This window comes from Asanoa ishikariensis (assembly GCF_900107455.1).
Taxonomy (GTDB): Bacteria; Actinomycetota; Actinomycetes; order Mycobacteriales; family Micromonosporaceae; genus Asanoa; species Asanoa ishikariensis.
Genome location: NZ_FNQB01000003.1, coordinates 1,380,514 through 1,405,386, shown reverse-complemented (window position 1 = coordinate 1,405,386; position 24,873 = coordinate 1,380,514). Strand labels below are relative to the sequence as shown.

The 24,873-nt window shown below is 70.0% G+C and carries 30 protein-coding genes and 1 pseudogene; 16 read left to right on the top strand and 15 right to left on the bottom strand.

Annotated elements, in window-relative coordinates; all coding sequences use genetic code 11:
• Window positions 1-18 precede the first annotated feature (18 nt).
• From BLV39_RS30370 to BLV39_RS30340, 6 genes are all read left to right on the top strand, one after another.
• Window positions 19-687 (top strand): hypothetical protein, encoded by a 669-nt coding sequence (locus tag BLV39_RS30370; protein WP_090800066.1) that lies wholly within the window; start codon window positions 19-21, stop codon window positions 685-687.
• On the top strand, window positions 684-1,091 hold the full coding sequence (locus tag BLV39_RS30365) for a phage holin family protein (protein WP_090800065.1): 408 nt from the start codon (window positions 684-686) through the stop codon (window positions 1,089-1,091). Before BLV39_RS30370 ends, BLV39_RS30365 begins: the two co-directional genes overlap by 4 nt.
• Window positions 1,091-1,741 carry a DUF3618 domain-containing protein gene (locus BLV39_RS30360; protein WP_090800064.1) on the top strand — a complete coding sequence of 217 codons (651 nt, stop codon included), beginning with the start codon at window positions 1,091-1,093 and terminating at the stop codon, window positions 1,739-1,741. Before BLV39_RS30365 ends, BLV39_RS30360 begins: the two co-directional genes overlap by 1 nt.
• A gap of 139 nt (window positions 1,742-1,880) precedes the next feature.
• Complete coding sequence (locus BLV39_RS30355) at window positions 1,881-3,179, top strand: ArgE/DapE family deacylase (RefSeq protein ID WP_176985151.1); 1,299 nt, start codon at window positions 1,881-1,883, stop codon at window positions 3,177-3,179.
• Between the two features lie 339 nt (window positions 3,180-3,518).
• Complete coding sequence (locus tag BLV39_RS30345; RefSeq protein ID WP_090800063.1) at window positions 3,519-3,803, top strand: GlsB/YeaQ/YmgE family stress response membrane protein; 285 nt, start codon at window positions 3,519-3,521, stop codon at window positions 3,801-3,803.
• A 94-nt stretch (window positions 3,804-3,897) separates the two neighbouring features.
• Window positions 3,898-4,290 (top strand): (R)-mandelonitrile lyase, encoded by a 393-nt coding sequence (locus BLV39_RS30340; protein ID WP_090800062.1) that lies wholly within the window; start codon window positions 3,898-3,900, stop codon window positions 4,288-4,290.
• A gap of 256 nt (window positions 4,291-4,546) precedes the next feature.
• On the opposite strand, the gene BLV39_RS30335 is transcribed toward BLV39_RS30340, so the two are convergent.
• On the bottom strand, window positions 4,547-4,870 hold the full coding sequence (locus tag BLV39_RS30335) for an STAS domain-containing protein (protein ID WP_143049948.1): 324 nt from the start codon (window positions 4,868-4,870) through the stop codon (window positions 4,547-4,549).
• Window positions 4,871-5,121: 251 nt separating this feature from the next.
• On the bottom strand, window positions 5,122-5,430 hold the full coding sequence (locus tag BLV39_RS30330) for a hypothetical protein (RefSeq protein WP_090800060.1): 309 nt from the start codon (window positions 5,428-5,430) through the stop codon (window positions 5,122-5,124).
• 218 nt (window positions 5,431-5,648) lie between these two features.
• Here BLV39_RS30330 and BLV39_RS30325 point away from each other — a divergent pair, with 218 nt between their 5' ends.
• From BLV39_RS30325 to BLV39_RS30315, 3 genes are all read left to right on the top strand, one after another.
• The gene (locus BLV39_RS30325; protein ID WP_090800059.1) at window positions 5,649-7,094 is read left to right on the top strand and encodes a hypothetical protein; all 1,446 of its coding nucleotides are present in this window, start codon (window positions 5,649-5,651) and stop codon (window positions 7,092-7,094) included.
• Window positions 7,095-7,161: 67 nt separating this feature from the next.
• A complete protein-coding gene (locus BLV39_RS30320) occupies window positions 7,162-8,148 on the top strand; it encodes an aldo/keto reductase (protein WP_090800058.1) in 987 nt (328 codons plus the stop codon).
• A 197-nt stretch (window positions 8,149-8,345) separates the two neighbouring features.
• Entirely contained in the window at window positions 8,346-9,419 is a 1,074-nt protein-coding gene (locus BLV39_RS30315) for a lysylphosphatidylglycerol synthase transmembrane domain-containing protein (protein ID WP_239083403.1), read from the top strand.
• 7 nt (window positions 9,420-9,426) lie between these two features.
• Here the strand turns inward: BLV39_RS30315 and BLV39_RS30310 are convergent, their stop codons facing one another.
• The 3 genes from BLV39_RS30310 to BLV39_RS30300 all read right to left on the bottom strand — a co-directional run bounded on the left by BLV39_RS30310 (window position 9,427) and on the right by BLV39_RS30300 (window position 12,019).
• Window positions 9,427-10,056 (bottom strand): phosphatase PAP2 family protein, encoded by a 630-nt coding sequence (locus BLV39_RS30310; RefSeq protein ID WP_090800819.1) that lies wholly within the window; start codon window positions 10,054-10,056, stop codon window positions 9,427-9,429.
• A 186-nt stretch (window positions 10,057-10,242) separates the two neighbouring features.
• Complete coding sequence (locus tag BLV39_RS30305) at window positions 10,243-11,496, bottom strand: EAL domain-containing protein (RefSeq protein WP_275414228.1); 1,254 nt, start codon at window positions 11,494-11,496, stop codon at window positions 10,243-10,245.
• 61 nt (window positions 11,497-11,557) lie between these two features.
• Window positions 11,558-12,019, bottom strand: coding sequence for a VOC family protein (locus tag BLV39_RS30300; RefSeq protein ID WP_090800056.1), 462 nt, complete (start codon window positions 12,017-12,019; stop codon window positions 11,558-11,560).
• A 100-nt stretch (window positions 12,020-12,119) separates the two neighbouring features.
• On the opposite strand from BLV39_RS30300, the gene BLV39_RS30295 reads away from it, so the two are divergent.
• The 3 genes from BLV39_RS30295 (at window position 12,120) to BLV39_RS30285 (ending at window position 14,374) form a co-directional block, all read left to right on the top strand.
• A complete protein-coding gene (locus tag BLV39_RS30295; RefSeq protein ID WP_090800055.1) occupies window positions 12,120-12,497 on the top strand; it encodes a hypothetical protein in 378 nt (125 codons plus the stop codon).
• A gap of 329 nt (window positions 12,498-12,826) precedes the next feature.
• Window positions 12,827-13,843 carry a glycoside hydrolase family 11 protein gene (locus BLV39_RS30290; RefSeq protein WP_090800054.1) on the top strand — a complete coding sequence of 339 codons (1,017 nt, stop codon included), beginning with the start codon at window positions 12,827-12,829 and terminating at the stop codon, window positions 13,841-13,843.
• A 108-nt stretch (window positions 13,844-13,951) separates the two neighbouring features.
• Entirely contained in the window at window positions 13,952-14,374 is a 423-nt protein-coding gene (locus BLV39_RS30285) for a hypothetical protein (protein ID WP_090800053.1), read from the top strand.
• Here the strand turns inward: BLV39_RS30285 and BLV39_RS30280 are convergent.
• Together BLV39_RS30280 and BLV39_RS30275 are read right to left on the bottom strand one after the other, a co-directional pair.
• Entirely contained in the window at window positions 14,353-15,108 is a 756-nt protein-coding gene (locus BLV39_RS30280; protein ID WP_090800052.1) for a helix-turn-helix domain-containing protein, read from the bottom strand. The genes BLV39_RS30285 and BLV39_RS30280 overlap by 22 nt on opposite strands.
• Before the next feature lie 26 nt (window positions 15,109-15,134).
• Window positions 15,135-15,737 carry a TetR/AcrR family transcriptional regulator gene (locus BLV39_RS30275; protein ID WP_239083404.1) on the bottom strand — a complete coding sequence of 201 codons (603 nt, stop codon included), beginning with the start codon at window positions 15,735-15,737 and terminating at the stop codon, window positions 15,135-15,137.
• 112 nt (window positions 15,738-15,849) lie between these two features.
• Between BLV39_RS30275 and BLV39_RS30270 the strand changes: the two genes are divergently transcribed.
• Entirely contained in the window at window positions 15,850-16,290 is a 441-nt protein-coding gene (locus tag BLV39_RS30270) for an iron chaperone (RefSeq protein ID WP_090800051.1), read from the top strand.
• On the opposite strand, the gene BLV39_RS30265 is transcribed toward BLV39_RS30270, so the two are convergent.
• From BLV39_RS30265 to BLV39_RS30255, 3 genes are all read right to left on the bottom strand, one after another.
• Window positions 16,283-18,088, bottom strand: coding sequence for an alpha-amylase family glycosyl hydrolase (locus BLV39_RS30265; protein WP_090800050.1), 1,806 nt, complete (start codon window positions 18,086-18,088; stop codon window positions 16,283-16,285). The two genes, BLV39_RS30270 and BLV39_RS30265, sit on opposite strands and share 8 nt — an antisense overlap.
• A gap of 46 nt (window positions 18,089-18,134) precedes the next feature.
• Window positions 18,135-18,809: a hypothetical protein gene (locus BLV39_RS30260; RefSeq protein ID WP_090800049.1), complete on the bottom strand. Its 675-nt coding sequence runs from the start codon at window positions 18,807-18,809 to the stop codon at window positions 18,135-18,137.
• Window positions 18,810-18,905: 96 nt separating this feature from the next.
• Window positions 18,906-19,529 (bottom strand): dihydrofolate reductase family protein, encoded by a 624-nt coding sequence (locus BLV39_RS30255; protein WP_090800048.1) that lies wholly within the window; start codon window positions 19,527-19,529, stop codon window positions 18,906-18,908.
• Window positions 19,530-19,623: 94 nt separating this feature from the next.
• Here BLV39_RS30255 and BLV39_RS30250 point away from each other — a divergent pair, with 94 nt between their 5' ends.
• On the top strand, window positions 19,624-20,250 hold the full coding sequence (locus BLV39_RS30250) for a class I SAM-dependent methyltransferase (protein ID WP_090800047.1): 627 nt from the start codon (window positions 19,624-19,626) through the stop codon (window positions 20,248-20,250).
• Here BLV39_RS30250 and BLV39_RS30245 read toward each other — a convergent pair.
• Entirely contained in the window at window positions 20,247-20,723 is a 477-nt protein-coding gene (locus BLV39_RS30245; RefSeq protein ID WP_176985149.1) for an IPT/TIG domain-containing protein, read from the bottom strand. The two genes, BLV39_RS30250 and BLV39_RS30245, sit on opposite strands and share 4 nt — an antisense overlap.
• A gap of 113 nt (window positions 20,724-20,836) precedes the next feature.
• On the opposite strand from BLV39_RS30245, the gene BLV39_RS30240 reads away from it, so the two are divergent.
• Both BLV39_RS30240 and BLV39_RS30235 read left to right on the top strand, forming a co-directional pair.
• Window positions 20,837-21,163 carry an Imm51 family immunity protein gene (locus BLV39_RS30240; RefSeq protein ID WP_090800045.1) on the top strand — a complete coding sequence of 109 codons (327 nt, stop codon included), beginning with the start codon at window positions 20,837-20,839 and terminating at the stop codon, window positions 21,161-21,163.
• A 60-nt stretch (window positions 21,164-21,223) separates the two neighbouring features.
• Complete coding sequence (locus BLV39_RS30235) at window positions 21,224-22,441, top strand: hypothetical protein (protein ID WP_090800044.1); 1,218 nt, start codon at window positions 21,224-21,226, stop codon at window positions 22,439-22,441.
• Here the strand turns inward: BLV39_RS30235 and hpt are convergent.
• The 4 genes and pseudogenes from hpt to BLV39_RS30220 form a co-directional block, all read right to left on the bottom strand.
• The gene (hpt, locus tag BLV39_RS44995; protein ID WP_308442641.1) at window positions 22,351-22,923 is read right to left on the bottom strand and encodes a hypoxanthine phosphoribosyltransferase; all 573 of its coding nucleotides are present in this window, start codon (window positions 22,921-22,923) and stop codon (window positions 22,351-22,353) included. The two genes, BLV39_RS30235 and hpt, sit on opposite strands and share 91 nt — an antisense overlap.
• A 168-nt stretch (window positions 22,924-23,091) precedes the next feature.
• Window positions 23,092-23,748 (bottom strand): annotated as a pseudogene (locus BLV39_RS44990) (caspase family protein); the annotation flags it as partial.
• Window positions 23,748-24,089: an effector-associated constant component EACC1 gene (locus tag BLV39_RS30225; protein ID WP_090800042.1), complete on the bottom strand. Its 342-nt coding sequence runs from the start codon at window positions 24,087-24,089 to the stop codon at window positions 23,748-23,750. The pseudogene BLV39_RS44990 and the gene BLV39_RS30225, both read right to left, overlap by 1 nt.
• A gap of 43 nt (window positions 24,090-24,132) precedes the next feature.
• Window positions 24,133-24,837: a Stf0 family sulfotransferase gene (locus tag BLV39_RS30220; RefSeq protein ID WP_176985148.1), complete on the bottom strand. Its 705-nt coding sequence runs from the start codon at window positions 24,835-24,837 to the stop codon at window positions 24,133-24,135.
• Between the last annotated feature and the right edge of the window lie 36 nt (window positions 24,838-24,873).

Here is a 24,873-nt window from a genome sequence, read left to right as displayed (position 1 = left end):
CATCGGAAGGGTCCCTCCATGACGGACACCGCCACCTCCTGGCCGCAGTCCGACGGCCACGAGTCGACCACTGAGAAAGCGAAGACCGAAGCCAAGGATCTCGGTCGCACGGCCGTCGCCGCCGGCGGCGATGTCGGACAGACCGCCAAGGAACAAGGCAAGCAGGTCGCGCAGGAGACAGCGCGACAGGCGCGCGACCTTTACGGCACGACCCGCGGCCACCTGCGCGACCAGACCAGCGCACAGCAGCGTCGGGCAGCCGCCGGCATACGTTCGCTCGGCGACGAGCTCCGTTCGATGGCCCAGCAGGGCGGCCAGTCCGGGCCGGCCAGCGAGGTCGCACACCAGGCCTCGGCACGAATCGGCTCCGTCGCGGACTGGATCGAGGCGCGCGAGCCCGGTCAGGTCATCGCCGAGGTCAAGCAGTACGCGCGCCGGCACCCCGGCACGTTCCTGGCCGGCGCCGCGATCCTCGGCGTGCTGGCCGGACGGTTGACCCGTGGCGTTGTCGCCGACACCCATGACGACGGCGCGCCCTCGCACTCGTCCGGCAACGGCGTGGCGCCCGGGGCCTTCACCTCGGGTCCGAGCCCGACGGAGGGCACGGTCTACGGCGCGTCCACCGACGCCACGGGCGCGGCAGTCCCGACCGTGGGCGGTCCCTGGGGCGCCGGGACACGGCCATGACGGCGATCCAGTCCAGCGACTCCACCGACCGGTCGTTCGGCTCGCTCATGGGTGAGGTCACCCGCGACCTGTCCACGTTGGTGCGTCAGGAGGTCGAGCTCGCCAAGGCCGAGATCCGCGAGGAGGGGAAGAAGGCCGGCAAGGCGGCGGGCATGTTCGCCGGCGCCGGTATCGCAGGCCACATGGTCCTGCTGTTCCTGTCCTTCGCGCTCTGGTGGGGGCTGTCGAACCTCATGGACCAGGGCTGGGCCGCGCTGATCGTCGCGGTCATCTGGGCCGTCGCTGCCGCCGTCCTGTTCGTGGTCGCGCGGGGCCAGCTACGCGCCGTGCGCGGCCTGCCCCAGACCACCCAGACCGTCAAAGACATTCCTCCCGCCCTCAAGCCCGACACAGGAGCCTTCTGATGACCACCGATCCGGACCAGATCCGGCACGAGATCGAGCAGACTCGATCCAACCTCAGCGACGACGTGGACGCCCTGGCGTACAAGGCGAGCCCACGACGCATGGTCAACGACCGGAAACGACGCGTCGGTGACGCCGTCCGCAACGTCCGTGACACCGTGATGGGCACCGCGCACGACGCCGTCGAGCGCGGAGGCAACGCTGCCTCGACCGTCGGGGACAAGGCGTCCTCGCTCGCGTCGACGGTCTCCGACGGCGCGTCCTCGGCGACCTCGTCCGTTGCCGACGCCGTGCAGGAGGCTCCGGCGGCGATCCGGCGCAAGACCGAAGGCAACCCCTTGGCCGCGGGTCTGGTCGCGTTCGGCCTCGGCTGGCTGGTGTCCTCGTTGCTGCCCGCGAGCGAGAAGGAGCAGCGGGCGGCCGGCATGGTGAAGGAAAAGGTCTCCGAGCACGCCGACACCCTCAAGGCGGAGGCCAAGGATCTCGCCTACGAGGCCAAGGACAACCTCGAAGGCCCGGCCCGGGACGCGGTCGACTCCGTTCGCTCCACGGCGCGGGAGGCGACCGCCACCGTCAAGGAGGAGGGCCGCTCCGCCGCCGACGACGTGACCACTCGCGCCAGCGAGGCGCGGGACTCGGTCCGAAGGTAGGGTCCGCGGCCCGTCCTCGGCCGGTGGTTCACCGGTCGCGGACGGGCTGCACCATGCCCGTTCGCGGTCAGGTTGTTCGCGAGCTCGGCGCGACATAGTCTCCGGCCTGTCCTGGTGTCGCTCGGCGGGGGTGCTTTCGATGGCGACGAACGTGAGCGACGTGGAGGCGTCCGCGGTGGCCGCGGTGGACGACGCGGCCGTCGCCCGGACCCTGCTGGACCTGCTCGCGGTGCCGAGCGTGACGGGGAGCGCCGCGGAGTCCGAGCTCCAGCACGTCCTGGCCCGGCAGCTCGAGGCGATGGGGCTCGACGTCGACCTGTGGTCCATGGACCTGGGCGAGCTGCGGGCGCATGCCGACTTCCCGGGCCTGGAAGCCCCGCGCACCGAGGCGTGGGGTCTGGTGGGCGGCACCCGGGACCGGGGCGACGGTCCGACGCTGATCCTGCAGGGGCATGTCGACGTCGTCCCACCCGGCGACCCGGCGAAGTGGGCGGGTGACCCGTTCCGGCCGCGTACGACCGGAGACGCGGTGCAGGCCCGCGGAGCGTGCGACATGAAGGCCGGGGTCGTGGCGATCCTCGGCGCCCTGGCCGCGATACGTCAGGCGGGCGCGAGGCTGCGCGGCCGCGTGGCCGTGCACTTCGTGGTCAGCGAGGAGGACGGCGGGCTGGGCGCCTTCGGCACTCTGAAACGGGGCCACACCGGCGACGCCTGCATCATCACGGAACCGACCAGCGGTGCGATCATGACCGCCAACGCCGGCGCCCTGACCTTTCGCATCGACGTGCCCGGCCAGGCCACCCACGGCAGCACCCGGTACGTGGGAACGAGCGCGATCGACGCCTACCTGCCCATCCACCACGCTCTCGCCCGACTGGAGACGCGCCGCAACACTGACCCTGATCCGCTCATGGCCGGGTACCCCATCGCGTACCCGCTGTCGGTGGGAACGCTGCGCGCCGGCGACTGGGCCAGCAGCGTGCCCGACCTGCTGGTCGCCGAGGGACGACTGGGCGTGCGGCTGGGCGAGGATCCGGCCCAGGCCCGCACCGAACTGGAGGAGTGCATCGCGCAGGCCTGTGCCGACGACCCGTGGCTGCGTTCCCACCCGGCCACGGTTACGTGGCCCGGCGGTCAGTTCGCGAGCGGACGACTGCCGGCCGGGCATCCCCTCGCCGCCGTCGTCGGCGCGGCGCACGCGGACGTCACCAACGGCCCGCGGCCGGCGGAGCGAGGCGCCCCCTACGGCAGCGACCTGCGCCTGTACTCAGGGGAGGGAATCCCCACACTGCAGTACGGCCCGGGCGACGTGCGCCTCGCGCACGGCCCACGGGAACAGGTCCGCGTAAGCGACATCGCGACCGTCACCCGGGCTCTGGTGCTCACCACCCTGCGCACGGTCGGCACCGATCAGGCAGGGTCGACGAGCGCCGTTTGACCGCCTCCCCGCGACCTGGGACGCGTTGTAGACCGCCTGGAAGGAGCCGGGCATGGCGGACGCGATCGACGAGGTGAACAGGACCCGGCCAGCGCCGCGGTCGACCATGTCGGGCACGACCCGCTTTGGCGAGGTGCGCCGTCGATCGCACGTTCAGGTCGACGGTCGCCCCGCTGTCGCGGCGCAGCCGACCGGCGGCCTCGTCGATCCCGGCATCCTCGGCGGAGATCACCAGGTCGAAGTCGTGTGCGGCGGAACTGTCGCGGTTTGGCTGATCGGACCGTCGGGAACTAAGCCACCGTCACCGTGCGATTTAGACTTACGAGGAGGACAACGGCCATGACCCCAGGTGGAATCATCACTGCGTTGATCGTCGGTTTGATCATTGGCGCGTTGGGTCGACTCGTCGTGCCCGGCCGTCAGAACATCCCGTTGTGGCTGACGCTGGTCATCGGTGTTGTGGCCGCGCTCATCGGTTCCGCGATCGCGCGGGCCGGTGGCTTCGCTGATACGGATGGCTGGATCGACTGGCGTGAGCTGCTTCTGCAGATCGTGCTCGCGGCTGTCGGTGTCGCGCTGGCCGTGGGCTTTGCCGGCCGCGGTCGACGCAGCGTCACCCGCTAATCAGTCCCATCGGTGCCCCGGCCGTCGGCCGGGGCACCGTTGTGTCTGGACGTACCTTCGATAGCGTGCTTCTGCGACCAGCGGAAGAGGGAAAATGATCACACGCAGTGGTACGCGGCCAGCCAGCAAGGGACCCGCGGAAACGTTCACCGGCGACGTGCGGGTGCAGCCGCTGTTCGACGCGGAGAACGACGCGGCGTACACCGGCGCGTACGTCACCTTTCAACCGGGCGCCCGCTCGGCGTGGCACCTCCACCCCGCCGGACAGCGCCTGGTCGTGGTCGAAGGCCTCGGCCGCACCCAGCAATGGGACGGCCCCGTCGAAGAGCTCCGGACCGGTGACGTGGTCTGGTGCCCGCCGGGCGTCAAGCACTGGCACGGCGCCTCACCGACTGAGGCGATGACCCACCTCGCGCTGACCGGTGTCCGCGACGGCCAGGGAGTCGAATGGCTCGAAAAGGTCACCGACGAGCAGTACAACGGATAGCCAACGCCGACGACCGACTTTTCGCCTGGCCGCCGACGGGTATGAGGCAGGAATGAGAATCGGAAACGCGGAGATCCGCCCGCTCGGCGGCGGAATCGGCTGCCTGGTGATGATCGCGATCTCCGTCATCGCCTCCATCGTCCTCACCGTGCTGTTGAACGTGATCCTTTGACGTGACCGGGTGCGCTGACCGACATCGTGCGTTCCCATATGGCCCCGATCGTGACTGATCGGGGCCACATATCGTGCGACGGTGTCACCCCTGCGGCAACACCAGCGCCTCGTAGAGGCCGGCGATGCGCAGCTGCTTCTCGACAAACGGCGCCACCGCGTGGACGCCGAACCGCACCTGATGTTCCCGCGCTGCGTTGAGTCCGGCCACGAGCGCTCCCATGCCGGTCGAGTCGACAAAGGTCACATGCCGCATGTCGACCACCAACAAAGGTGGCCGCTCTATCCGTATCGTCTGCTCCAGCACGTCCCGCAACGCGTCGTTGACCGCCACGTCGAGCTCGCCCCGCAGTTCCAACACGACCGTGCCGTCGTCGAGGAGGCGCCGGCTTACCATTGCGTTGGCCACTTTCCCTCCCCACCCAAGTCCGTTGCCGTATAGCAGAACAGATTCTTGCTACCCGGACCGCCGCTCCTCAAACGACGGAGGGCGCGGTGTGGCCGGGACGTACGCCCTCCTTGGCGACGTTAAGACCTCACCACCCGCCTTGGGCGCGTCGACGCAGCCGTTCGGGTAGGCGCGGATCCGCGTGGCGCCCTCGGCTGCCCGCTCGACCTGACGCGCGTACCCGACCAGCGCTTCCGGCTCGACCTGGAAGCTCAGAGGAGAATCCACACCAGACCGGCCAGAGTGACGACGACCGCCGCCCAGAACAGAAGCCAACTCCGGACGAAGAAGGTCGCCGCCGCAGTCAGGCCACCGACGAGCATGAGGACATTCGCGGCCAGGTTCGCGCTGCTGTCGAGGATCTCCCACAGTCCGAGCAAGCCGAAGAACATGCATCCGACGGCGACAACCCAGCGGAAATTGCGCCGTGCCACCCGCTGAAGCTGCTGAACCTCGACGCGAGAGTCGTCACCCGCCCGCCGGCGTTCCTCGTCCGAGACCTCACGCCTCCGTCGCGCCATCACGGCACCGTATCAACGAAGGTCACCCCTTGCTGCCCTCAGTTTGGCGCCCCCAGTTTTGTCGTAGCCGCGACCTATGATCGGCGCCCGAAGATGTTTCAGGAGGACAGTTGTTCCGTCTTGTCGTGGTCGCCGCGGCCGCTGTGGGTGCACTTCTCATACCGGCCGGGGCGGCGCAGGCCGCGCCCGGCAATCACAAACCCGCAGTCCCTTCGAGCTTGTCCGTCACCGGTGTCGCCTGTGGTGACAAGGGCATCTTCATCGGCACCACCGCGCCGGAGTTCTCTGCGGTGCTGGGCGACCCCGACTTCGGCGTCGTCAGCGGGGAACAGGTCACCGCGACCTTCGCGCTGTGGCCCGTCGGTCAGCGCGACCAGCGGGTCGAGTGGTCGGCGACGCCGCTGACCAGTGGCGGCCTCGTCCGGTCATATCCGGGCCCGGCCCTGACCAACGGCGTGCGTTACCGGTTCGAGGTGCGGGCCACCGACCGGGCCGGCGCCACGTCGCGCTGGTCGCCCGAGTGCACGTTCACCGTCGACACCACCACGCCGCACCCGCCCACGGTGACCTCGACCGACTACCCCGCGACCGGCGAGGCGGGCGGCCCTGGCATTCCGGGCCGGTTCACCTTCGCGATCGCCGGCGGCGACACCGATGTGGTGGCCTTCGGGTGGTCCGCGCCGGGCACCGGCCCGCGCGACGTGCCGCCCGGCAGAGCGGGCAAGGTCACCGTCGAGTTCACTCCGAGCTTCTACGGCCTGAACATCGTCACGGTCCAGGCGATCGACCGCACCGGCAACCGCTCGGCCCCGACGACGTACGCCATGACTGTCCGCAACACCGAGCCGCGGCTGACCGACCTGAGCCCCGATGCGGGGCCGGGCGAGCCGCACACCTTCACCGTCGCCCCCGGCAAGCTGGGCGGCCTCGTCTCGTACGACTACCGCCTGAACGACGAGCCGGCGACGACGATCGCCGCCGCGGCCGACGGCACCGCGACCTTCGTCGTCACGCCCACCGCGCCGGGCCGGAACACCATTTCGGTGGTCGGCCACACCGCCGCACGCACGCCCACCGCCGAGGCGTCGGTGGTCGTCTATGTCGTCTACCCGCCCACCACCCCGACCGTCACCTCGCCCGATTTCCCGACGGACGGCAGCGCGCCGCCGCTCGTGGGCCAGGAGGTCACGCTGGTCTTCCACCCCGGTGCCCCGGGCGTGACCGAATACGTCTGGTCGACGGACTTCGGCGCCACTGAGCAGGTCGCCACGGCCGGCCCCGATGGCACGGCCACCGTCCGCTACACCCCGCGTGACTGGCCCTACCTGCTGGTGCAGGCACGCAGCCGTTCCACCGACGGCACCGAGTCGTCGACGGTCGAGTTCGGGTGGGACCTCACCTCGCACGCTCCGCTGGTGTCCTCACCGCAATACCCGTCGTCCGGCACCGGTAGCGGCCCTGGCGAGTTCACGTTCGCACCCGCGCACGAGGGCGTGACGGGCTACGAATACTCCTTCGACGACAACGCTGTGCAGACCGTCGAGGGCGAGACCGCCACGATCACGTGGACTCCGCCCACGACCGGCTGGGTCACGCTGCGGGTCCGCGAACACGTCGGCACCATCGTCTCCGACCCGACCGAATACCGATTCCACGTCGAGTAACACACCTGGTCGGCGAGGTAGCGTCCCCTTGACCGTCCACAATGCCGAACGGTCAAGGGGAGACAGCATGCATACTCGTACGCTCGGGCAGGGTCTGGAGGTTTCCGCGCTCGGCCTTGGCTGCATGGGCATGAGCGAGGGCTACGGCCCGAATCCCGGCGGTCGAAAGGACATGATCGGCGTCCTGCGCGGCGCGGTCGAGCGCGCTGTCACCCTGTTCGACACCGCCGAGGTCTACGGTCCGTATCTCAACGAGGAACTTCTGGGCGAGGCTCTCGAACCGGTGCGCGACCAGGTCGTCATCGCCACCAAGTTCGGGTGGGACATCCAGGGCGGCCAAGGCATCGGGGTGAACAGCCGGCCCGAGCAGATCCGCCGGGTCGCAGAGGCCTCGCTGCGGCGGCTACGTACCGAGCGGATCGATCTGTTCTATCAGCACCGGGTTGATCCCGCCGTGCCTATCGAAGACGTCGCCGGAACAGTCGCCGAGCTGGCGGCGGAGGGGAAGGTCGCCCATTTCGGGCTGTCCGAGGCGGGCGCCGGCACCATCCGGCGTGCCCACGCCGTCCACCCCGTCACCGCGTTGCAGAGCGAGTACTCGCTGTGGACCCGCGGCATCGAGTCCGAGATCCTGCCGACGCTCGACGAGTTGGGCATCGGCCTGGTGCCGTTCAGCCCGTTGGGCAGAGGGTTCCTCACCGGCGCGGTCGGCACCACGACCGAGTTCGCACCGGATGACATCCGGACCACGATCCCTCGCTTCACCGCGGAGAACCGGGCCGCCAACGAAGCTCTCGTCGACCTGGTCAGACGGGTGGCCGAGACGCAGGGCGCGACGCCGGCGCAGGTTGCCCTCGCGTGGCTGCTCGGCCGCCGACCGTCACTCGTGCCGATCCCCGGCACCCGACGGCTGGAACGCCTCGACGAGAACATCGGTGCGACCCGGCTCGAGCTGTCCGCCGCCGACACCGAAGCGCTCGATGGTGCCGCGACGCGGCTCGGTGTGGCCGGTGCCCGCTACGACGACGCGATGCAGAAGATGACCAGACTCTGACGGCTTGAGCCGATGCGCCGTTCACGACGACCAGCCGGACGGTGAGGCCCACACGCTGACGCGAAGCCGGCGGATTCAGTGGCGACCCGGTGACAGTCCGTTGCGCCGGCCTGCTCGTACCCGATGGATGAGTCCCTGGTCACCCGTGACGGCAGACACCGAACGGCGGCGTGGACGTCGCTGGCAGGATGCCTACCGTGACCGACGCTGACCACGATCAACGAGGCGCGCCGGTCGCCCTGGCCGAGGAGAGACCGCGGCGCCCTGCCCGTTCGCGGTGGATGCGCTGGGTCCGGGTGCTCGTCGCTGTCGGTGTGGTGGCCGGCCTCGCTGTGGTGGGCCTGCACGGACGCCTTCCCACCTTCGCCGACACCCGCCATGCCATCGCCACGGTTGACCCGCGCTGGATCCTCGTCGCCGCGGTGCTGCAGGCCGCCTCACTCAGCGCATTCACCTTGCAACAGCACGGCCTGCTGTACGCGCTGGGCGCGCGACTGAGCCGCCGCCACACCCTCGCGATCGTCCTGGCCAGCACCGCGATGTCGATCAGCTTGCCCGCAGGGCCGGCGGTCTCGGCGGCGTTCGCGGTGCGCCGCTACCAGCGGGCCGGTGCGGCGCCGGAGGTGGCCGCCGCCGTGATGGTCATCTCTGGGCTGGCTTCGATCGGCGGGATCGTCGCCGTGTACGCCGGTGTCGCCGGGTGGGGCGGGGCCGGGGAGTCGTTCAGCTGGCGGCCGTTGATCGTCGTCGCGGCCCTGGTCGCCGTCCTGGCGGCCGCGATCAGCATCGGCCGCCGCCGCTGGGGCTCAGCGCCGACGGCGGTGCAGGAGCGCACAGGCACCGCACGCCGTTACGCGCTGATCCTGCTGAACTGGCTGCGGTCGGCGTGGCGGGCGGCCGCCGCGGTGACCGCGACGACCTGGACCGTCGCGCTCCTGTGGTCCGTCGCCAAGTGGGTCACGGACCTGCTGTGCTTCCTGGCCGTCGCGCAGGCGTTCCAGCTTCCGGGCGGGCCGGCGACGCTGACCGCCGTCTATCTCAGCGTCCAGGTGGTACGCCAGGTGCCACTGACCCCGGGCGGCATCGGTGTCGTCGAGCTCGCGTTGGCCGCGGGCCTGACCGCCGCCGGCGCGGGAGCGGGCAGCGCGGCCGCCGCCGTTCTGATCTACCGCGTGCTCTCGTGCTGGCTCATCGTCCCCGTCGGCGGCCTCGCCGGATGGCTCCTCGTGCGATCACCAGGCGATCCGGGCGTACGCCCGACCGATAGCTGATCTCGCGTCAGCGGGTCACGACCTGCCGCGGTGCAGCGCTGAGCAGTCTGCTCAGCAGCGGCTGTTCCCGCATCGACACGATCAACCCGGTGGTCGGGCGCACCAGGAAGGCCACCATGGCGGCGGTGACCACGACGCCGATCAGGAACCCGGCCGCCACGTCGTGTGGGTAGTGCACGCCGACGAAGACCCGGGAGAAGCCGACCAGGAGACCGATCGGCAGCGCCAGCAGACCTAGCCGCCAGGACACCGCGAAGATCGCGGCCACGAACGCGCCGGCGAGGGTGGCGTGGTTGCTGGGAAACGACCAGTCGCCTGTCGGTGGGCACCTGTGCGCGATGATCCGCAGGTCGGGGAAGGTGCGACAGGGGCGTTCGGCGTCCAGGAAGGTCTTCGTGGACTCGCTGATCCCGTACGAGACGACGACCCCGATCGCGCCGATCAGGGCGGCGGCCATCGTGCGGTCCGGTGCCCGGCGCGCCCGCCAGAAAACCAGCGCCCACACCACCGCCAGCACCACGATTCCGAGCTCCGTGAAGTGCGCCATGAACTCCTGAACCGGCTTCGGAGTGCCGTCGGCGAACTGCACGACGTCGCGATACCAGTCACCGGCAGCCGCGAGGTACGAATCGAGCATGCCCACCCCCTAGGTAGAAAGCTCTGCCCTGTTCGTACCATTTAGGGAGGGTCGAATGTGGTGATATCAGGCTCGGACTGGGCGCGTCCTCGCCAGTGACGACGACCTTGAAGACGGCGTGCTCTTGGTCCGCCCGGACGACGACCCGGCCGCGTTGGCGGCGGCGTGGCAGTGGCCCTGATCGACCTACCCGTCCACCATCGCTGATCCCGCGCCGAGCCGGCGCAGCAACGATCGGGCCGCGGCGACCACCCGGCGGCGGTCGTGGGTCACTCCGAACTCGAACTCGCCGACGCTGCCCGGCACGGTCCGCGCCAGCAGCGCCGACGCCGTGCCGGGGCTCAGGGTCAGCGTGGCCCAGTGGCCGTCGAGCGCGGGGTCGTGGCGGCGGGCTCCGCGTACCCCTGTCGCGGGCGGGTCCGGCAGTCCCGGTCCGAGCACGCCGGTGACGACGCCGCGCTGGGCCAGCAGGGCCAGCCGGATGCGGTCGGCTCGGGTCAGCAGGTGCGGGTCGGGCAGCAACACCAGCGACAGCGCCGGGGCGACCAGTTCCGCCGCCCGGTCGGTGAGGTGGTTGCTGAGCGCGGTGAGGTACGTCAGGTCCGCGCGGCTCGTCTCCCGGCCCTCGAGCGCGTCGAACGGCGTGGCGAGGCGGGCGATCGGCTCCGAGTTGACGCTCAGCGGCACCTCCGCCGCCCGGAAAGCCGTCGGCAGCGGTGCGGGCGGTCCCAGATAGAGGCCCTGCGCGAGGGTGGCGCCGGCGGACTGGGCGAACGCGGCGTGCGCCGGCGTCTCCACCCCTTCGGCGAGGATCGTCGCGCCCGTGCGCTCCGCTTCCTCGTACGCGATGTCCATGATCTGCATGACCGCGGGCGTCGGTCCGGACTGGATGACCGACTGGTCGAGCTTGATCACGTCGGCCGCCAGGACCGGAAGCATCGACAGCGTCGCGCCGTTTCCACCGAGGTCGTCGATGGCGATCCCGGCCACGTCGGGTCGCTGGTGGTCGATTCCCTCCAGCAGCGATCGGGGGTCGCGGTCCAGCGACCGCTCCGTCACCTCGAGCACCACCTGGAAACGCGCGAACGCCGTCTCGATGTCGGTCCACAGATCGGGCGGGCAGTCGGTGCCGAACGCCAGCGGCTCGATATTGAGGAACAGGAGCTGGTCCTGCGCGAGCTGCGCGGCCATCGCTGCCCGGCACGCCGCCGCGCGGGCCACCCAGTCGAACTCGACCACAAGACCGCTGCGGTACGCGTAGCGCAGCAATGTGTGGGCATCGGTGAACGGCGAGCCGGCAGGCCCGCGGACCAGCGCCTCGAAGCCGATCGTCGTGCGGCTGGCCAGGTGCACGATCGGCTGGAACACGCTTTCGAGCCGGCGCTCTCGAAGGATCCGGACAAACTCGTTGTCGCGCCGCTCAACTTCGCCTGGTGACACATTTGCCACAAGTCAACAATAGTTCTTCCCGCCCGTGGCAGCAGGCCAGCGGCGGTGATGCTCAGCCGGGGAGGTCCTCCGGGCGCTTCGCGGCGTGCTCGCCGTGCAGCAGTCCGGTGGACTGGCCGACCTCGATGAGGTAGCCGTCCGGGTCACGCAGGTAGCAGCGGATCTCGGCGACCCGGTCGATCGGCGGTGTCACGAACTGCGCGCCCTTCGCCTTCCACTGCTCGTAACAGGCGTGGATGTCGGCGACCCGCAGGTTCAGGAAGATCGATGTCGTGTCGCCGGGCTCGTAGTCGACCACGGTGATGCCCGGCTTGTCGGGTGTCGGTGGGCCGCCGGGATTCATGAGCAGCCAGGTGTTCGACAGCTTGACGATGCAGGGGTTCTCTTCGACGACGACCGTGCCGCCCAGCACGCGCGAGTAGAAGTCGCGGGACCGCGCCACGCTGCGCACGGTGATGAACAGTGTGGCCAGAATCCCCTCGGCCGGCGCCGGGAACTGGGCGGAATCTGTCATGCGCGCCGGATTTCCATTTCGGCCGCGCACAAACGACCAGTTCGGAGTTTGGTGGTTGGGGTGGTCGATGGGACGGGAGAGGAATCGCTACGGTACGGCGATGAGCCGGAGCCGACCGCTGCGTGATCTGGCGGGCTATCTGGTGACGTCCATGGCGCCGCTGCTCGTGCGGGCCAGCGCGTGGGTGATTGTCCTCTATGGATTCATCCCGCTGTTGGTCGCCGTCGTCATCGTGTACGCCACCGGCGGCGCGAGCACCAAGGCCGCAGTCGCACCGTTGCTCAACGTGCTCATCACCGTCGGCCTCTTCGTCCTGGGCAACTACGGGCTCAACAAGAGCCGGGTCCGGTCGGCGTTCTTCTACTACGAACGGCTGAAGCCGCAGGGGTACCTCGCCGCCACCCACCGGCCGAGCAACTGGGACACCGCCGGCACCGCCCTCGTCGCGGCCTTCTTCGCGATCGGCATCTGGGTCTGACCGGGTCAGCCTGATCGTGGTCCGGAAGGACTCCGGAACTTCTGCCGACGCCCGGCCGGATCTCTGCCGAGCTGCCGATGCGGTCAGCAGGCTCCAGATCAGCGTGATGGGCCTGCTGGCCAGGTGTACCTCCGGGCTCCACCGCTCGCGCCAGGTTTCCGGAACGTTTCCGAAACTTGTTGACAGTTGGGTCCCGGAAATCTTAGCGTCGCCATCGACGGAGTTCAATGACCGTCGATCGCCCTCCGGTCGTCGCCCGGCCGACGACGGCCCGCCTGGTCGTACCCGCTGCTGGTCTCCCGCCAGCGTCACGAGGAGGAAGCCAAGACATGAACGACACGTCCACCAAACCGAGGAGACGCGGCCTGCGGATGCTGCTCGGCGCAACGTGCGCCGCGGCGCTCGCCGTCGGCGTCGGCGTCGGGGTGATGGCACCCAGCGCCTACGCCGAGGCCGACCGCACCGTCAGCTCGAACACCACCGGCACGCACAACGGGTACTACTTCTCGTTCTGGAAAGACAGTGGCAACGCCAGCATGACGCTGCGCGCCGACGGCCGGTATTCCAGCAGTTGGGGCAGCGGCACCAACAACTGGGTCGGTGGCAAGGGCTGGGCCACCGGCAACCGGCGGACGATCACCTACTCGGGCAGCTACAGCCCGAACGGCAACAGCTACCTCGCCCTGTACGGATGGACGCGCAACCCGCTCATCGAGTACTACGTCGTCGAGAACTTCGGCACCTACAACCCGAGCAGCGGCGCCCAGCGGATGGGCTCGGTCACCACCGACGGCGGCACCTACGACATCTACCGCAGCCAGCGGGTCAACCAGCCGTCGATCGACGGCACCGCCACGTTCTACCAGTTCTGGAGCGTTCGCCAGCAGAAGCGCACCGGCGGCACCATCACCACGGCCAACCACTTCGACGCCTGGGCCCGCTCCGGCCTGAACCTCGGCAGCAACCACAGCTACCAGATCATGGCGACCGAGGGCTACCAGAGCAGCGGAAGCTCCGACATCACCGTCCGGGAAGGCAGCGGTGGCGGCGGCAACCCGACCACCCCGCCGCCCGGCGGCGGAGGCAACTGCACCGCGACCCTGTCGGCCGGGCAGCAGTGGGGCGACCGGTTCAACCTGAACGTCGCCGTCAGTGGCACCAGCAGCTGGGTCGTGAGCCTCGGCCTCAACGGCGGCCAGAGCCTGCAGAACAGCTGGAACGCCTCGGTCAGCGGCACGAGCGGCACGGTCACCGCCAGACCGAACGGCAACGGCAACAACTTCGGGATCACGGTCATGGCCAACGGCAACTGGACGTGGCCGACGGTCACCTGCCGAACCGGGTGACCCGACTGAAACGACCGCCCTGTGGCGCGGCAGCCAGCGCTGCCGCGCCACGCGGTCCATTCCCCGCAGGGAATTGCCGGCCGGCGGCGTCGTACGGAGGATTTGGGGATGATCGACATCAGCCCACAGGATCTGGCCGACCGCTACATCGCACAGTGGACCGAGCCGGACGCCGCCGAACGTCGCGCCGCCATCGAGCGGCTCTGGGCCGAGGGCGGCGTCCACGTCCTCCACCCGCCGGCCGAGGTCCGTGAGCTCGCCGCATCGCTCGGCTTCGACCACTTGGTCCTCGAGGCCCGCGGCTACGACGCCATCGAGACGCGGGTGGCGCGCAGCTACGAGCGGTTCGTCGAGAAGGCGGGCTTCACCTTCCGGTCGCGCGCCGACGCCGTACGCCTTCGTGGCGTGGTGAAGTTCGGCTGGGACACGGTCGCCGTCGACACGGGCGAGGTGGCCGGCGGCGGCGACGAGGTCCTCGTGCTCGACGACGACGGCCGGATCATCGCCGACTACATGTTCCCCGGAGCCTGACCGTTCGCCGCGTGCAGCGCCTCGGCCGTCGCCGAGTCCACCGGCAGGAACGCCTCGAGCTTCAGCTCGGCCAGCGTCACGTCCACTGCGGTGGCGAACGTCGTCACGGTCGTCATCAGGTGCAGCTCGCCAACTGCGGACCCGAGGTGCAGCGGCACCGCGAAGCCTAGGTGCCCGTCCGCCGGCTCCAGTGCGGGTACGTACGCCGCGAGCTCCGCACGCAGGTCTTCCTGGTGGCCGAGCCGGGCCAGGATGTGGCGGGCCCACTCGGCCAGGTTTCGGATGCGGGGTGCGACGCCCTCGGGGTGCAGCGCGAGCCGGTACATGTTCCTGCCCGGCCCGAGCAGCTCGGCGGCGGCGCCCTCGGTGATCACGCTGAACGCGTCGTTCGCGGCGATCAGGTTGCCGTCGCGGTCCACCACCAGGGCCGGATACGGCAGATGTCCGCGCAGGATGTGGTCGATCGCCGTGCGTACCGGGGCCAGCACCGGATCGTCGAGTGCGTTCTCCGGATAGGCGGGCGCGTATCCGGCTGCGAGCAGAAGCTCGTTGCGCTCGCGCAACGGCAGCTCGAGCGACTCGGCCAGGCGTACGACCATGTTCCGGCCGGCGACGGACCGGCCGGACTCGATGAAGCTGAGATGGCGCTGGGTCGTGCCCGCCCGCAGCGCCAGATCGAGCTGGCTGAGCCGACGACCGGTGCGGCGTTCGCGTAGCGCCCGAGGGAAGTCCACGGGCCCTGTGTAGCGCGGGCGAGCAGCTACCGGCCATTCCCCGCGGGGAATTGTGGCTGTCCGTACGCGGCCATGAACATGTCCAGGAGGCCGTCGACCGCGCTCTCGCCGACCGGGCGGGTCGTGAGCAGATGGCGGTAGTAGAGCGTGCCGCACAGCACCTCGGCGGCGAACTCCAGATTCACGTCGGGGGTCAGCTCGCCGGCGCGCTGGGCCTGGGTGATCCGGTTGAGGGTGCTCTGCTCGACGGTGGCCAGGAACCGTTCGTGGATGGCCGCCCGCAGCGACGGATCGCCCTGGGCCTCGGCGATGAGGGCGCGGTAGGCCGGGCCGATCGGCGGGCTGGACAGGACGTGGCTCGAGAGCAGGAACTGTTCGCGCAGATCCGCGCGGACGTCTCCGGTGTCGTTGTAGTCCAGGTCGCTGGTCCACACACTGCTGAGCGCGTCGAGCAGCAGCGCCGCCATGGATGGCCAGCGCCGGTAGATGGTGTGTTTCCCGACGCCGGCCCGGCGGCCGATCGCCTCGATGCTCAGGCCCGCGTAGCCGACCTCCGCCGCGAGGTCGAGGGTGGCCTGAAGCAGCTCTTCGGTGCGGGCGGCGCCTCGGCGTCGCGGTGCGGGAGGCATGACGGCCATCTTATCGGCACGCGGCGTGCCGTTGACAAGGCTGGCGAGGTCGTGCAGCATTCCGCTCATCGGCACGCACCGTGCCGATGATGCCGTCAGTCAAGGGGAGACGATGACCACCACACACCAGGGATTCACGGCCGACGAGCTAGCCGCGATGAAGGACCACGCCAGCGATCTCAAGAAGGCGGCCCGCGCGGGATCGGCCGCGGAGAAGGCGGCGGAGGCGGCGCGGGACGTGCTCGCGAAGATCGCCGAGATGGGCGACTCGGACCGGGTGATGGCCGAACGCGTCCACGCCGTCATCACCGCCACGGTCCCGGCGATCGCGCCGAAGCTCTGGTACGGGATGCCCGCGTACACGTTGAACGGCAAGCTGGTCTGCCACTTCCAGCCGGCGGACAAGTTCAAGGCGCGCTACGCGACGCTCGGCTTCAGCGACCACGCGCACCTCGACGAGGGCGCGATGTGGGCGGCCGGGTTCGCCCTGACCGAGGTGACCCCGGAGGTGGAGGCGCGGATCGGCGCACTCGTGCGGCAGGCCGTCAGTTGATACGGCGCAGCACCACGACGCTCCACTGAGGAACGTTGACGTACACCCGGCCGTCCGGCTGCGTCCACGGTTCGTGGAAGGCGTTGCCGGCGCCGTCCCAGCCGCCGAAGTCCGCGTCCTGGGTGCACAGCACCTGGGTCCAGCGACCGTCACGACCCCCGGTGCCGACCCCGTACCCGTGGTCGCCGAAGGTCCGGTCGCTGAGGTTGACGACCACCAGGACGACGTCGTCACCGGCCTGGCGTACGAAGCCGAGCACCTGGTTGTCATGGTCCTCGTGGGTGATGTCCAGCGAGTCCGCGCGCAAAGCGGCGTCAGAGAGCCGGACCCGGTTGGCCGCGCCCACGAGGCGGCGCATCTGGATGCCGAGCTCGTCACCGGCGACGGTCCAGTCGAAGCGGTGGTCGCCGCGACCGTCAACCCCGTCGTGCCAGTAGCCCCAGGCCACCTGCGGCGCGGCCTGTAGGCATTCCGAACCCATGAACAGCATCGGGGTGCCGGGCATGGTCACGTTCAACGCCCACGCCAGCCGGCACTTCGCGCGGGCCGTCCAGTCGCCGCGGCCGCCGAGCTGGTCGACCAGGTAGCGGTGCTGGCGGTCCCAGTTGGTGAGGCCGTCCTCGGCGTCGCCCTCCTGCTGGTCGCCGATGTCGTCGTGGGAGCCGAGCAGGTACTTGACCAGGTTCCACGGATGGTCGTACCCGTCCCAGCCCAGAATGTCCTTGATTCTCCGCAGCGGGTCCTGACCGGCCAGGGCCCGCTGTGCCTCGTGGTGGGCGTCGGCGCACCAGGTCGCGGCGAAGTGTCCTTCGTCGACGATCCACGGATCGTCCGGCAGGTGCTCGGCGATCAGGTACCTGTCGGGGAACTCGGCGCGCAGGCGGCCGACGACGTGGCGCAGGTGCTGGCCGTTGATCTGGGTCGTCGCGTCGAACCGCAGTCCGTCCGCCCGGTACTCCTCCAGGTACATGCGGGCGTTCTGGTAGAAGAAGTCCTGCACCTCCTCCTTCCACCACGCCGGCCCGGGACCCCACGGCGTCTGTTGGCCGCCCTCGACGTAGATGCCGCCGTGGTCGCGGTAGCCGTCGTACTCCCACAGGACGTTGTCGCTGTGTCCGAAGTGGTTGTAGACGACGTCGAAGATCACCGCGAGCCCGGACCGGTGTGCCGTGTCGACGAAGCGCCGCAGGTCGGCGGGGGAGCCGTAGGACGACTCGGGCGCGAAGAAGCTGGCCGGGTTGTAGCCCCACGAGCGGTCCATCGCGTATTCCTGGACCGGTAGCGGCTGTACGGCGGTGAACCCTAGGTCGCGCAGGTAGCCGAACTTGCGCGACGCGTCCGCGAAGGTGGCCCACCCGGTGGGGCGGTCGTCTCCGCGTCCGGCGAACGTGCCGACGTGCAACTGGTAGATGACGAAGTCCTCGAACCGGGGCGTCTCGAACGGCGCCCACTGGAAGTCGTGCCCGGTCGAGACGATCGAGGCGTTGTGGCTGTCCGGGTCGTCTCTCGTGAGCTCGGAGCTGAGCACGTCGCGGGCCGCCGGGTCCAGCCGGTCCAGGACCTCGCCGTCGGCCGTCGTGACGCGGAACCTATAGAGGTCGCCGGGCCGAACTCCGGGGACCGTCACACTCCAATATCCGCCGGTACGCGTCAGCGCGGAGACAGTGCCCGCCTCGTCGCTGTCCCACCGCTCTCCGGTCTGCACGACCACCCGCACCTGCGCGGCGTGCGGCGCCCAGACGCGGAAGAACGCGCCCGCCGGGACGAGCCAACAGCCGATGCGCTCCGTGACGTCCATCCCCGCCACCGTAGAGCCGCACCGGCGCCAAGGGAACCCGCCGGCCTCAGGTAGGGCTGGTCGGGACCTTGTCAGCAGCGCCGTCGGCGGCGTCCTCGCCGTCGCCCGCCTCCCGTCGCCGCCCGTAGGCAAGGTTGCCGACCGCGACCAGGAGCAGCAGGCCGAGCGCGACCAGGAATCCCCATTCAACGCGCACGACGAGGCCTGGGCCGCCGTCGCTGTCGGTAAGCCTCGAGAGTTCGACGCCGTAATCGGCGCGTAGTTCAGCCACCCGCGCCATCACCTCGCGATGGGCCTGGAGCCCGGTCGCGACCAGGGCCACCGCGGCGTACGCGGCGCCACCGCCCACCACCAGCGATCGCCAGTTCGCCCGGCGGACCAGGGCGCCGGCGAGGGCGACCGTCACGAGCACCAGCGTGAGGATCGCAAGGGGCTGGCGGTCGATCGCAATCGTCGGCGGCGCCATCTCTCGGCCAACGTAGTCGTCCTGCTCGAGCGTGTGCGTCGCCGCCGGGTCGAGCTCATCGACGGACCGCCAGGTCAGGTCACCCCGGGCGCCGGACACGAGGTCGGCGCCGGAGAACGTGTAGACGATGGCGCCGACTTCAGGGCCATCCGGTTCGCGCAGCTCGCACCGCACCGCGAGAAACGGCATCAGGAAGCACAGCAGGACCAGGACGAGCCCGGTCGGGCTCCACAGCCGAGCGACCAGACCACGCATCGACGTCTCCTCGCGCGTTCGAGGTCCTCAGCGTATGTCGCATTGTCTCGGTCCAAGCACGCGTGCGGGCCGGGCCGGACTGGCCCGGCCCGTGTGTCACCGGGCAGGTGCGTACTGCGGGCGCCCGGCCGGCCGGAAGACCTGGATCGTCACGCCCTTCGAGTCGACGCGCGACTCGACCAGGTCCAGCGCGAGATCCGGGCCGGAGTCCGGGAACAACCGCGCGCCCTGGCCGAGAACCACCGGAACGACGATCAGGGTCAACTCGTCGACCAGGTCGTGCTCCAGAAGAGCGCGGATCAGCGTGCCGCTGCCGTGCACCTGCAGTTCACCGCCCGGCTTGGCCTTCAGGTCCGCGACGGCGGTGGCGAGGTCGTCGGGCAGGACGGTGGTGCCCGACCACGCCGGATCGGTCAGGGTGGTCGAGGCGACGTACTTCGGTCGGGTGTTCAGCGCCCGCATGACGGGCTCCCACCCAGGGACGTCCTGTTCCGTCAAAGTTCCCCACGAACTGGCGAACAGCTCGTAGGTCCGACGGCCGAACAGGAACGCGTCGGCCCGCTCGTAGGTCTGGTTGATGAACGCGTGGGTCTCGTGGTCGCCCCTACCCAGCGCCCATCCGCCGCGCTCGAAGCCGTTGCGGCGGTCCTCGTCCGACGCGCCGCCGTTTCCCTGCATCACGCCGTCGATGGTCACCTGGGTCATGGTCGTCAGCTTCACGATCGTGGTTCCTTAGCCTCGGCGCCGCCCGTCGCGGGCGGCCTCACCCCTGCTACGAACGCGACCGCCCCGATCCGACACCCTGTCGTCGATAATGATCGGCATGACTGTTCGGTACGACGAGGTGCTCGGCCCGCTGCGTGCGGCGTACGACGCGCGTGCGGCCTGGCGTGACGGGCTGGACAAGGAGCTGTGGAAGCTGGCGGAGCGGCAGGCGTTCCGGGATCGGCTGGCGCCGGGCGCGCGGCTGCTGGAGATCGGCGCCGGCACCGGGCAGGACAGCGCCTACTTCCAGGACGAAGGCTTGGCCGTCGTGGCGGCCGACCTCTCGCCGGCGATGGTCGAGCACTGCCGGGCCAAGGGCATCGAGGCGTACGCCATGGACTTCCTGCGGTTGGACTTTCCGGCCGGCTCGTTCGACGCGGTGTTCGCGCTGAACTGTCTGCTGCACGTGCCCAACCGGGACCTGCCCGCGGTCCTCGCGTCGGCCCGGGCCGTCCTGCGGCCGGGCGGGCTGATGTTCATCGGCGTGTACGGCGGCAACGAGAGCGCTGAAGGCCCGATCGAGGGCGACGACTACGTGCCGCCGCGGTTCTTCTCGTGGCGCACCGACGAGCAGTTGGTCGAGTTCGCCGCCGACTTTGACGTCGTCGACTTCCACCCCGTCGAGCTCGACGGGGGCCACCGGTTCCAGTCGCTGACGCTGCGGCGACCGGGCTAGGCGCGGCGCGGTGACCTGCGGCGGGTCAGGAGGAGCACGAGCAGGCCCGCGACGCTCAAAGCCGCTCCGGCGATCCAACCCCGGCCGCCGGTGACCGGCAGGGTGTCCTCGGACTCGTAGTCGTACACCGTCGAGGCCGATCCCGTGGGTGTGGAGACGACGAGTTGCGTCTGCCCGGCCGCGCACGGGGGAGCGGTGAAGGTGAGCACGTTTCCGGCGCCGTTGACCTGGACCTGGGCCGGCGGGATGTCGATCTCGCAGAGCCGCACGGAGGTCTGGCCCGGTGCGAACCCGACGCCGGTGACCGTGATCGTGAAGCCGCCCTGCGTCGGCCCGCTCAGCGGACTCACCGAGTTGATGCCCACGATCGGTGCGGGCACGTCGGTGGGCGTGGGCTTGGGGCCGGGTGGGCCGCCGGCCGCCGCGGAACCGAAGCTCATGAGCGTGAGCACCAGCAACACCGTCGACGACACGCGCCGAATAGCTCCCATGCTGGGGCCAACGAAATCCGAAACCGCTGGTAACGGGGCAAATCGTCTCCCGCTCGTGGTTCCCCTCGGCTCGATCCGCGTGACAGCATGCGCGAATGCATCCGCTGGAACTGATCGAGCAGCCCTCGGGGGGCTACGCGCTGATTTTGGCCGCCGGAACCACGCCGGTCGACAGCGTGATCGAAGAGCTTGGCCACGAGCCGAACGGATACTTTTGGGAAGGCGTGGCGCGGCGACTCGCCCCCGACCTAGACGGGCGGTTCGAGTACGACCCGGAAGGCGATACGTTCGTCGCCCTCGGAACGGACCGCGCCGCGCTCGAGGACCTGGCGAACCGGATGGCAGCAGTGGCAACAGACGCCGACCGGATGCGCACGCTCGTCGCAGAGGCCGAAGCCGCTGGGTTCGAGTTTGACGACTAGCCGGCTACGTCGTCCATTGAGTACGTTGACGGCTTAACTCTGACTATATAGAGTTAGTGCATGGCCTGGACCCGACGCAGGTTGCAGGTCGTCACCGCCGCGGTCGTGGTGGTCGGGTGGACAGTGGCCTACCTCGCCATCATCACCTTCGACCCGCCGGCGTACGACCCGGCCGGCGAGACCGCCGCGAAAGTCAACAGAGAGTTCGCCGTGCTGCTCGCCGTCCCGACAGCGGTCTACGTGGCGGCGGCCCTGCTGTTGCTGCACTTCTGGCGATCCGGCGTTCGGCTGCCCGCGCTGGACCCACCAGGACGGATGCTGGCGGTCGTGGTGGCGACGCTGCCGGACCACCGCCGCGACTGGGGTGCGGCGATGACGGCCGAGCTGGCCGAGGTGCGGGGCCGTCCGGCCCGGTGGCGGTTCGCACTGAGCTGTGCCGGTGCGGCGCTGCGCCTGCCACCGCTCGGCGGCGCGCCGGCGCTGGTGCTCGCCGCCGCGCTGGCGGTGGCGGCACCGATCACCGCGGCGCGCGCTGCGGCGCCCAGCCTGCGCGTGTTCGCCGCGACTCTCGTCGCGTTGATCTGTGCCTGGGCGGTGCTGACGGTGGCCCGCGCCCGCCAGGTGCGGTTCCCCGTGCCGGTTCCGGCCGCCCTGGTCGTCGCAGGCGTGGTCGCGGCGATCACCGCGACCGTGGTCCTCCTGGTCCGCGAGCCGTCCGTGGCCGCGCACCTGCCGCCGGCCCGCGCCGTGCTCCTTGCCGCCCTGCTGGCCGCCTGTCTGTGGGCCGCGGTGGCCGGTGCACGGTCAGACCGGCTCGCACCGCACCTCGGCGCCGTCACCGCGCTGGGATACGTCGTCGCGACGCTGTTCGCCGCCCGTGTCGCCACCGACCCGGTCATCGGCCAGAAGGTGCAGGACCCGGTCACGGCCGTGATCGCGATGTCCATCTTCCTTGGACCGGCCGCGCTCTTCTTCCTGCCCGCGGCCCTTGCCGCAGCGGCCGACGGATCGTTCCGGTCAGGCCTGCGGGCCGGCCTCTGGACCGCGATCACCTACCTGCCGCTGGCATATGCGGTATCAGTCAGCGAGTCCCTGCGGATCTACACGAACGGCGGCGGCGTGGGCTTCGACCACCTCGCCGGCCCGGTCGGCGTCATCCTGGACGACGCCGTGTTCTGGCAGCTCGTCTACGGTCCCGTCGTCGGCGTCCCGTGCGCGGTGTTCGGGGCCGCGTTCGGGTCTCTGCTCCACACCGCAGGCTTGAGGACGCCGATGTAGGGCAGGTTCCAGTAGCGGTCCGCGTAGTCCAGCGCGTACCCGACGATCCGCTCGTCGGGGATGTCGAAACCGACGTACTTGATCGGCACCGCAACCCTTGCGCGCTCGGGCTTGCGCAGCAGCACGCAGACCTCGACCGAGGCTGCGCCCCGGGACTCCAGGTATTTGAGCAGCCACGACATCGAGAAGCCGGTGTCCACCAGGTTGTCGACGACCAGGACGTGGGTGCCCGCGATGTCCCGATCGAGGTCCTTGAGGATCCGAATCCGGGCGCTCGCGTCGTCGGCCTGCCCCAGCGCCTCGATCTGCATGTAGTCGATGTGCACGTCGATCGTGAGCTCGCGCGCCAGGTCGGCCGCCAACCGCGCGCCGCCCTTGAGCATCCCGACGATGTGCAGACCCCAGTCCGAGCGGTCGTAGTCGGCGTTGATCAAGGCGGCGAGCTCGGCGACCTGGGCCCGGATCTGGTCCTCGGTGATCATCACGTACGCGATGTCGGCCTCGAGGAGGTACGCCGGGCGGGTGGGCGGAGTGGCGGCGATGAGCGACGGTGCGTCGACCACCGCAGTTACGGCGGGGTTGTGGGCCAGCGCGAGCTGGCCCACCGAGTTGCTGCCGCGCTGGTGCGGCAACGGGCGTCCCTTGCTCGTCAACCGATGCCGGGTCTGGTGGTACAGGTCGGCGAGGGTGACGTACGGCGAGGCGCCGACGCCGGAGGCCAGCACGTCGATCAGCTCGGCGGTGAAGGCCGTGTACGGCTCGTTCGCCGGTGCGAGCGCCACCGCGTTGGCGGGCGTGGCTGCCAGCACGTAACCGCCGTACACCGCCGCTTGGCTGACCACCGCCACGCCGGGTGCCGCCAGGTCGGCGATTGCCCGCCCGCTGAAGCAGCAGTCGAGGATCACCACCTTGTTCGCCGCCGGCGAGTCGAGCAGGATTCCGCGAAGATGCTCGTACGCCAGCGCGGTGATCGACAGCAGGTCGGGCTCGGTCTCGCCGGTGCACAGGTACAGCTCGTTCAACCGTGGCCCGGTCCGCCCGTGACCGGCGTAGTAGACGAGCAGGGTGTCCGTAGCATCCGCGGCCGCGCGGTGCAGCAGCCGGTACAGTTCCCGGGAGTCCTGCGGATCGGCCACCACCATGCAGCGTTCAGGGCGGAAGCTACCCCGCTCGGGGTGCGTCAGCAGACGCTGAAGCTCGGTGAGGTTGTTGGTGATCGACGCGACGTCAGCCAGCTCGTCGGAAACGTAACGGCCTGCGCCGATGAGCACCGCGGTGGAGCGGTCAGGATCCGGCAGCCGGACCATCAGGGCTCGTCGGGTTCGACGGCCTCGACCACGGACCGCAGCAGCCGCTCTGCATCCGGCACGCGTTTCGCGTCTAGCGAGATCGTGCCACGCCGCGACCTAATAGTGATCTTGACGTCCGAGCGGCGCTGCGTGAACCATACGGAGAGCGAGCCGGCCAGGGCCGCGACCGCACCCGGCGCCAGCACGTCGACCAGGATCGTCGACAGCGCGCCCAACGTCTCGGGCCGTGCCGGCTCCGCCTGCCGCACCACCGCTCCGCGGAGGGCGTCCTCGTTGCGCAGCCACTCGTACAGGGATGCGGAATCCGGTTCCGCGCATTCGATCGTCAGCGTCGACATCGCGCCAAGATTAATCGACCGGAATGGGCGAAGCCACAAGCAATCAGTGACCGGCGAGGGCGTGGTAGCGGCGGTACCAGTCGTGGTTGATCTGGTCGGCCTGTCGGCGGTGACGGGGGACGAAAGCGTGCCCGGCCGGGAGATCCAGCCCCAGGAAGTCGAGGATGCCGCTGGTGACACCGTCGATGTCGGTGGTGAGGTCCTCATAGCGCACGGAGTGCGGTCGCACGTCGTACGTCGTGAACCAGTGTCGCCAGGCCTTGTTGTGTTTCTCGATGGTCTGGACGAGGTCGTGGATCTGCGCGAAGTCGAAGCTGGGCTCGCGACCTGGCAACGCGACGTCGTCGTGCTGCCAGAACTGGGTCTGTTCGGCGCGCGCCCAGGACACGGCCTGCGCGACCGTGTCCTCACGCCAGCAATGGACGAAGCGGAGGCGGCCGAAGGCTCCGGTCAAGAGGTCAAGGTCGGACGACCCGCCGCCGAGCTTGGCGACCAGCTCGTCCAGCGTTCCCCACATCACCCGGGCGGCGAAGACGCCGTTGGGGGTGCTTCCTTCCGCGATCGCCGCCCGCACATAGTCGCGGTAGTCGAAACCTTCGCGGGGCAGGTGCCAGCGGTCCGCCCAGAGTTCCTCGCCCGGCACCCGGAAGTAGGACTCCGGTCGACCGGCGACGCCGGTGTCTCGCAGCAGCCCGCACAGCAGCGTGCTGCCAGTCCGGGGTGTCCCGCAGATCAGGTAGGCGTCCACGACCCGCAGTCAACCAGTCGGGCCGCCACCATCGCA

What these genes read in the sequence shown, in the direction of transcription:
- BLV39_RS30370 (WP_090800066.1), top strand. Translation starts at nt 19, where the DNA reads ATGACGGACACCGCCACCTCCTGGCCGCAGTCCGACGGCCACGAGTCG.
- BLV39_RS30365 (WP_090800065.1), top strand. Translation starts at nt 684, where the DNA reads ATGACGGCGATCCAGTCCAGCGACTCCACCGACCGGTCGTTCGGCTCG.
- BLV39_RS30360 (WP_090800064.1), top strand. Translation starts at nt 1,091, where the DNA reads ATGACCACCGATCCGGACCAGATCCGGCACGAGATCGAGCAGACTCGA.
- BLV39_RS30355 (WP_176985151.1), top strand. Translation starts at nt 1,881, where the DNA reads ATGGCGACGAACGTGAGCGACGTGGAGGCGTCCGCGGTGGCCGCGGTG.
- BLV39_RS30345 (WP_090800063.1), top strand. Translation starts at nt 3,519, where the DNA reads ATGACCCCAGGTGGAATCATCACTGCGTTGATCGTCGGTTTGATCATT.
- BLV39_RS30340 (WP_090800062.1), top strand. Translation starts at nt 3,898, where the DNA reads ATGATCACACGCAGTGGTACGCGGCCAGCCAGCAAGGGACCCGCGGAA.
- BLV39_RS30330 (WP_090800060.1), bottom strand. Translation starts at nt 5,430, where the DNA reads ATGGCGCGACGGAGGCGTGAGGTCTCGGACGAGGAACGCCGGCGGGCG.
- BLV39_RS30320 (WP_090800058.1), top strand. Translation starts at nt 7,162, where the DNA reads ATGCATACTCGTACGCTCGGGCAGGGTCTGGAGGTTTCCGCGCTCGGC.
- BLV39_RS30310 (WP_090800819.1), bottom strand. Translation starts at nt 10,056, where the DNA reads ATGCTCGATTCGTACCTCGCGGCTGCCGGTGACTGGTATCGCGACGTC.
- BLV39_RS30300 (WP_090800056.1), bottom strand. Translation starts at nt 12,019, where the DNA reads ATGACAGATTCCGCCCAGTTCCCGGCGCCGGCCGAGGGGATTCTGGCC.
- BLV39_RS30295 (WP_090800055.1), top strand. Translation starts at nt 12,120, where the DNA reads ATGAGCCGGAGCCGACCGCTGCGTGATCTGGCGGGCTATCTGGTGACG.
- BLV39_RS30290 (WP_090800054.1), top strand. Translation starts at nt 12,827, where the DNA reads ATGAACGACACGTCCACCAAACCGAGGAGACGCGGCCTGCGGATGCTG.
- BLV39_RS30285 (WP_090800053.1), top strand. Translation starts at nt 13,952, where the DNA reads ATGATCGACATCAGCCCACAGGATCTGGCCGACCGCTACATCGCACAG.
- BLV39_RS30275 (WP_239083404.1), bottom strand. Translation starts at nt 15,737, where the DNA reads ATGCCTCCCGCACCGCGACGCCGAGGCGCCGCCCGCACCGAAGAGCTG.
- BLV39_RS30270 (WP_090800051.1), top strand. Translation starts at nt 15,850, where the DNA reads ATGACCACCACACACCAGGGATTCACGGCCGACGAGCTAGCCGCGATG.
- BLV39_RS30265 (WP_090800050.1), bottom strand. Translation starts at nt 18,088, where the DNA reads ATGGACGTCACGGAGCGCATCGGCTGTTGGCTCGTCCCGGCGGGCGCG.
- BLV39_RS30260 (WP_090800049.1), bottom strand. Translation starts at nt 18,809, where the DNA reads ATGCGTGGTCTGGTCGCTCGGCTGTGGAGCCCGACCGGGCTCGTCCTG.
- BLV39_RS30250 (WP_090800047.1), top strand. Translation starts at nt 19,624, where the DNA reads ATGATCGGCATGACTGTTCGGTACGACGAGGTGCTCGGCCCGCTGCGT.
- BLV39_RS30240 (WP_090800045.1), top strand. Translation starts at nt 20,837, where the DNA reads ATGCATCCGCTGGAACTGATCGAGCAGCCCTCGGGGGGCTACGCGCTG.
- BLV39_RS30235 (WP_090800044.1), top strand. Translation starts at nt 21,224, where the DNA reads ATGGCCTGGACCCGACGCAGGTTGCAGGTCGTCACCGCCGCGGTCGTG.
- hpt (WP_308442641.1), bottom strand. Translation starts at nt 22,923, where the DNA reads ATGATCACCGAGGACCAGATCCGGGCCCAGGTCGCCGAGCTCGCCGCC.
- BLV39_RS30225 (WP_090800042.1), bottom strand. Translation starts at nt 24,089, where the DNA reads ATGTCGACGCTGACGATCGAATGCGCGGAACCGGATTCCGCATCCCTG.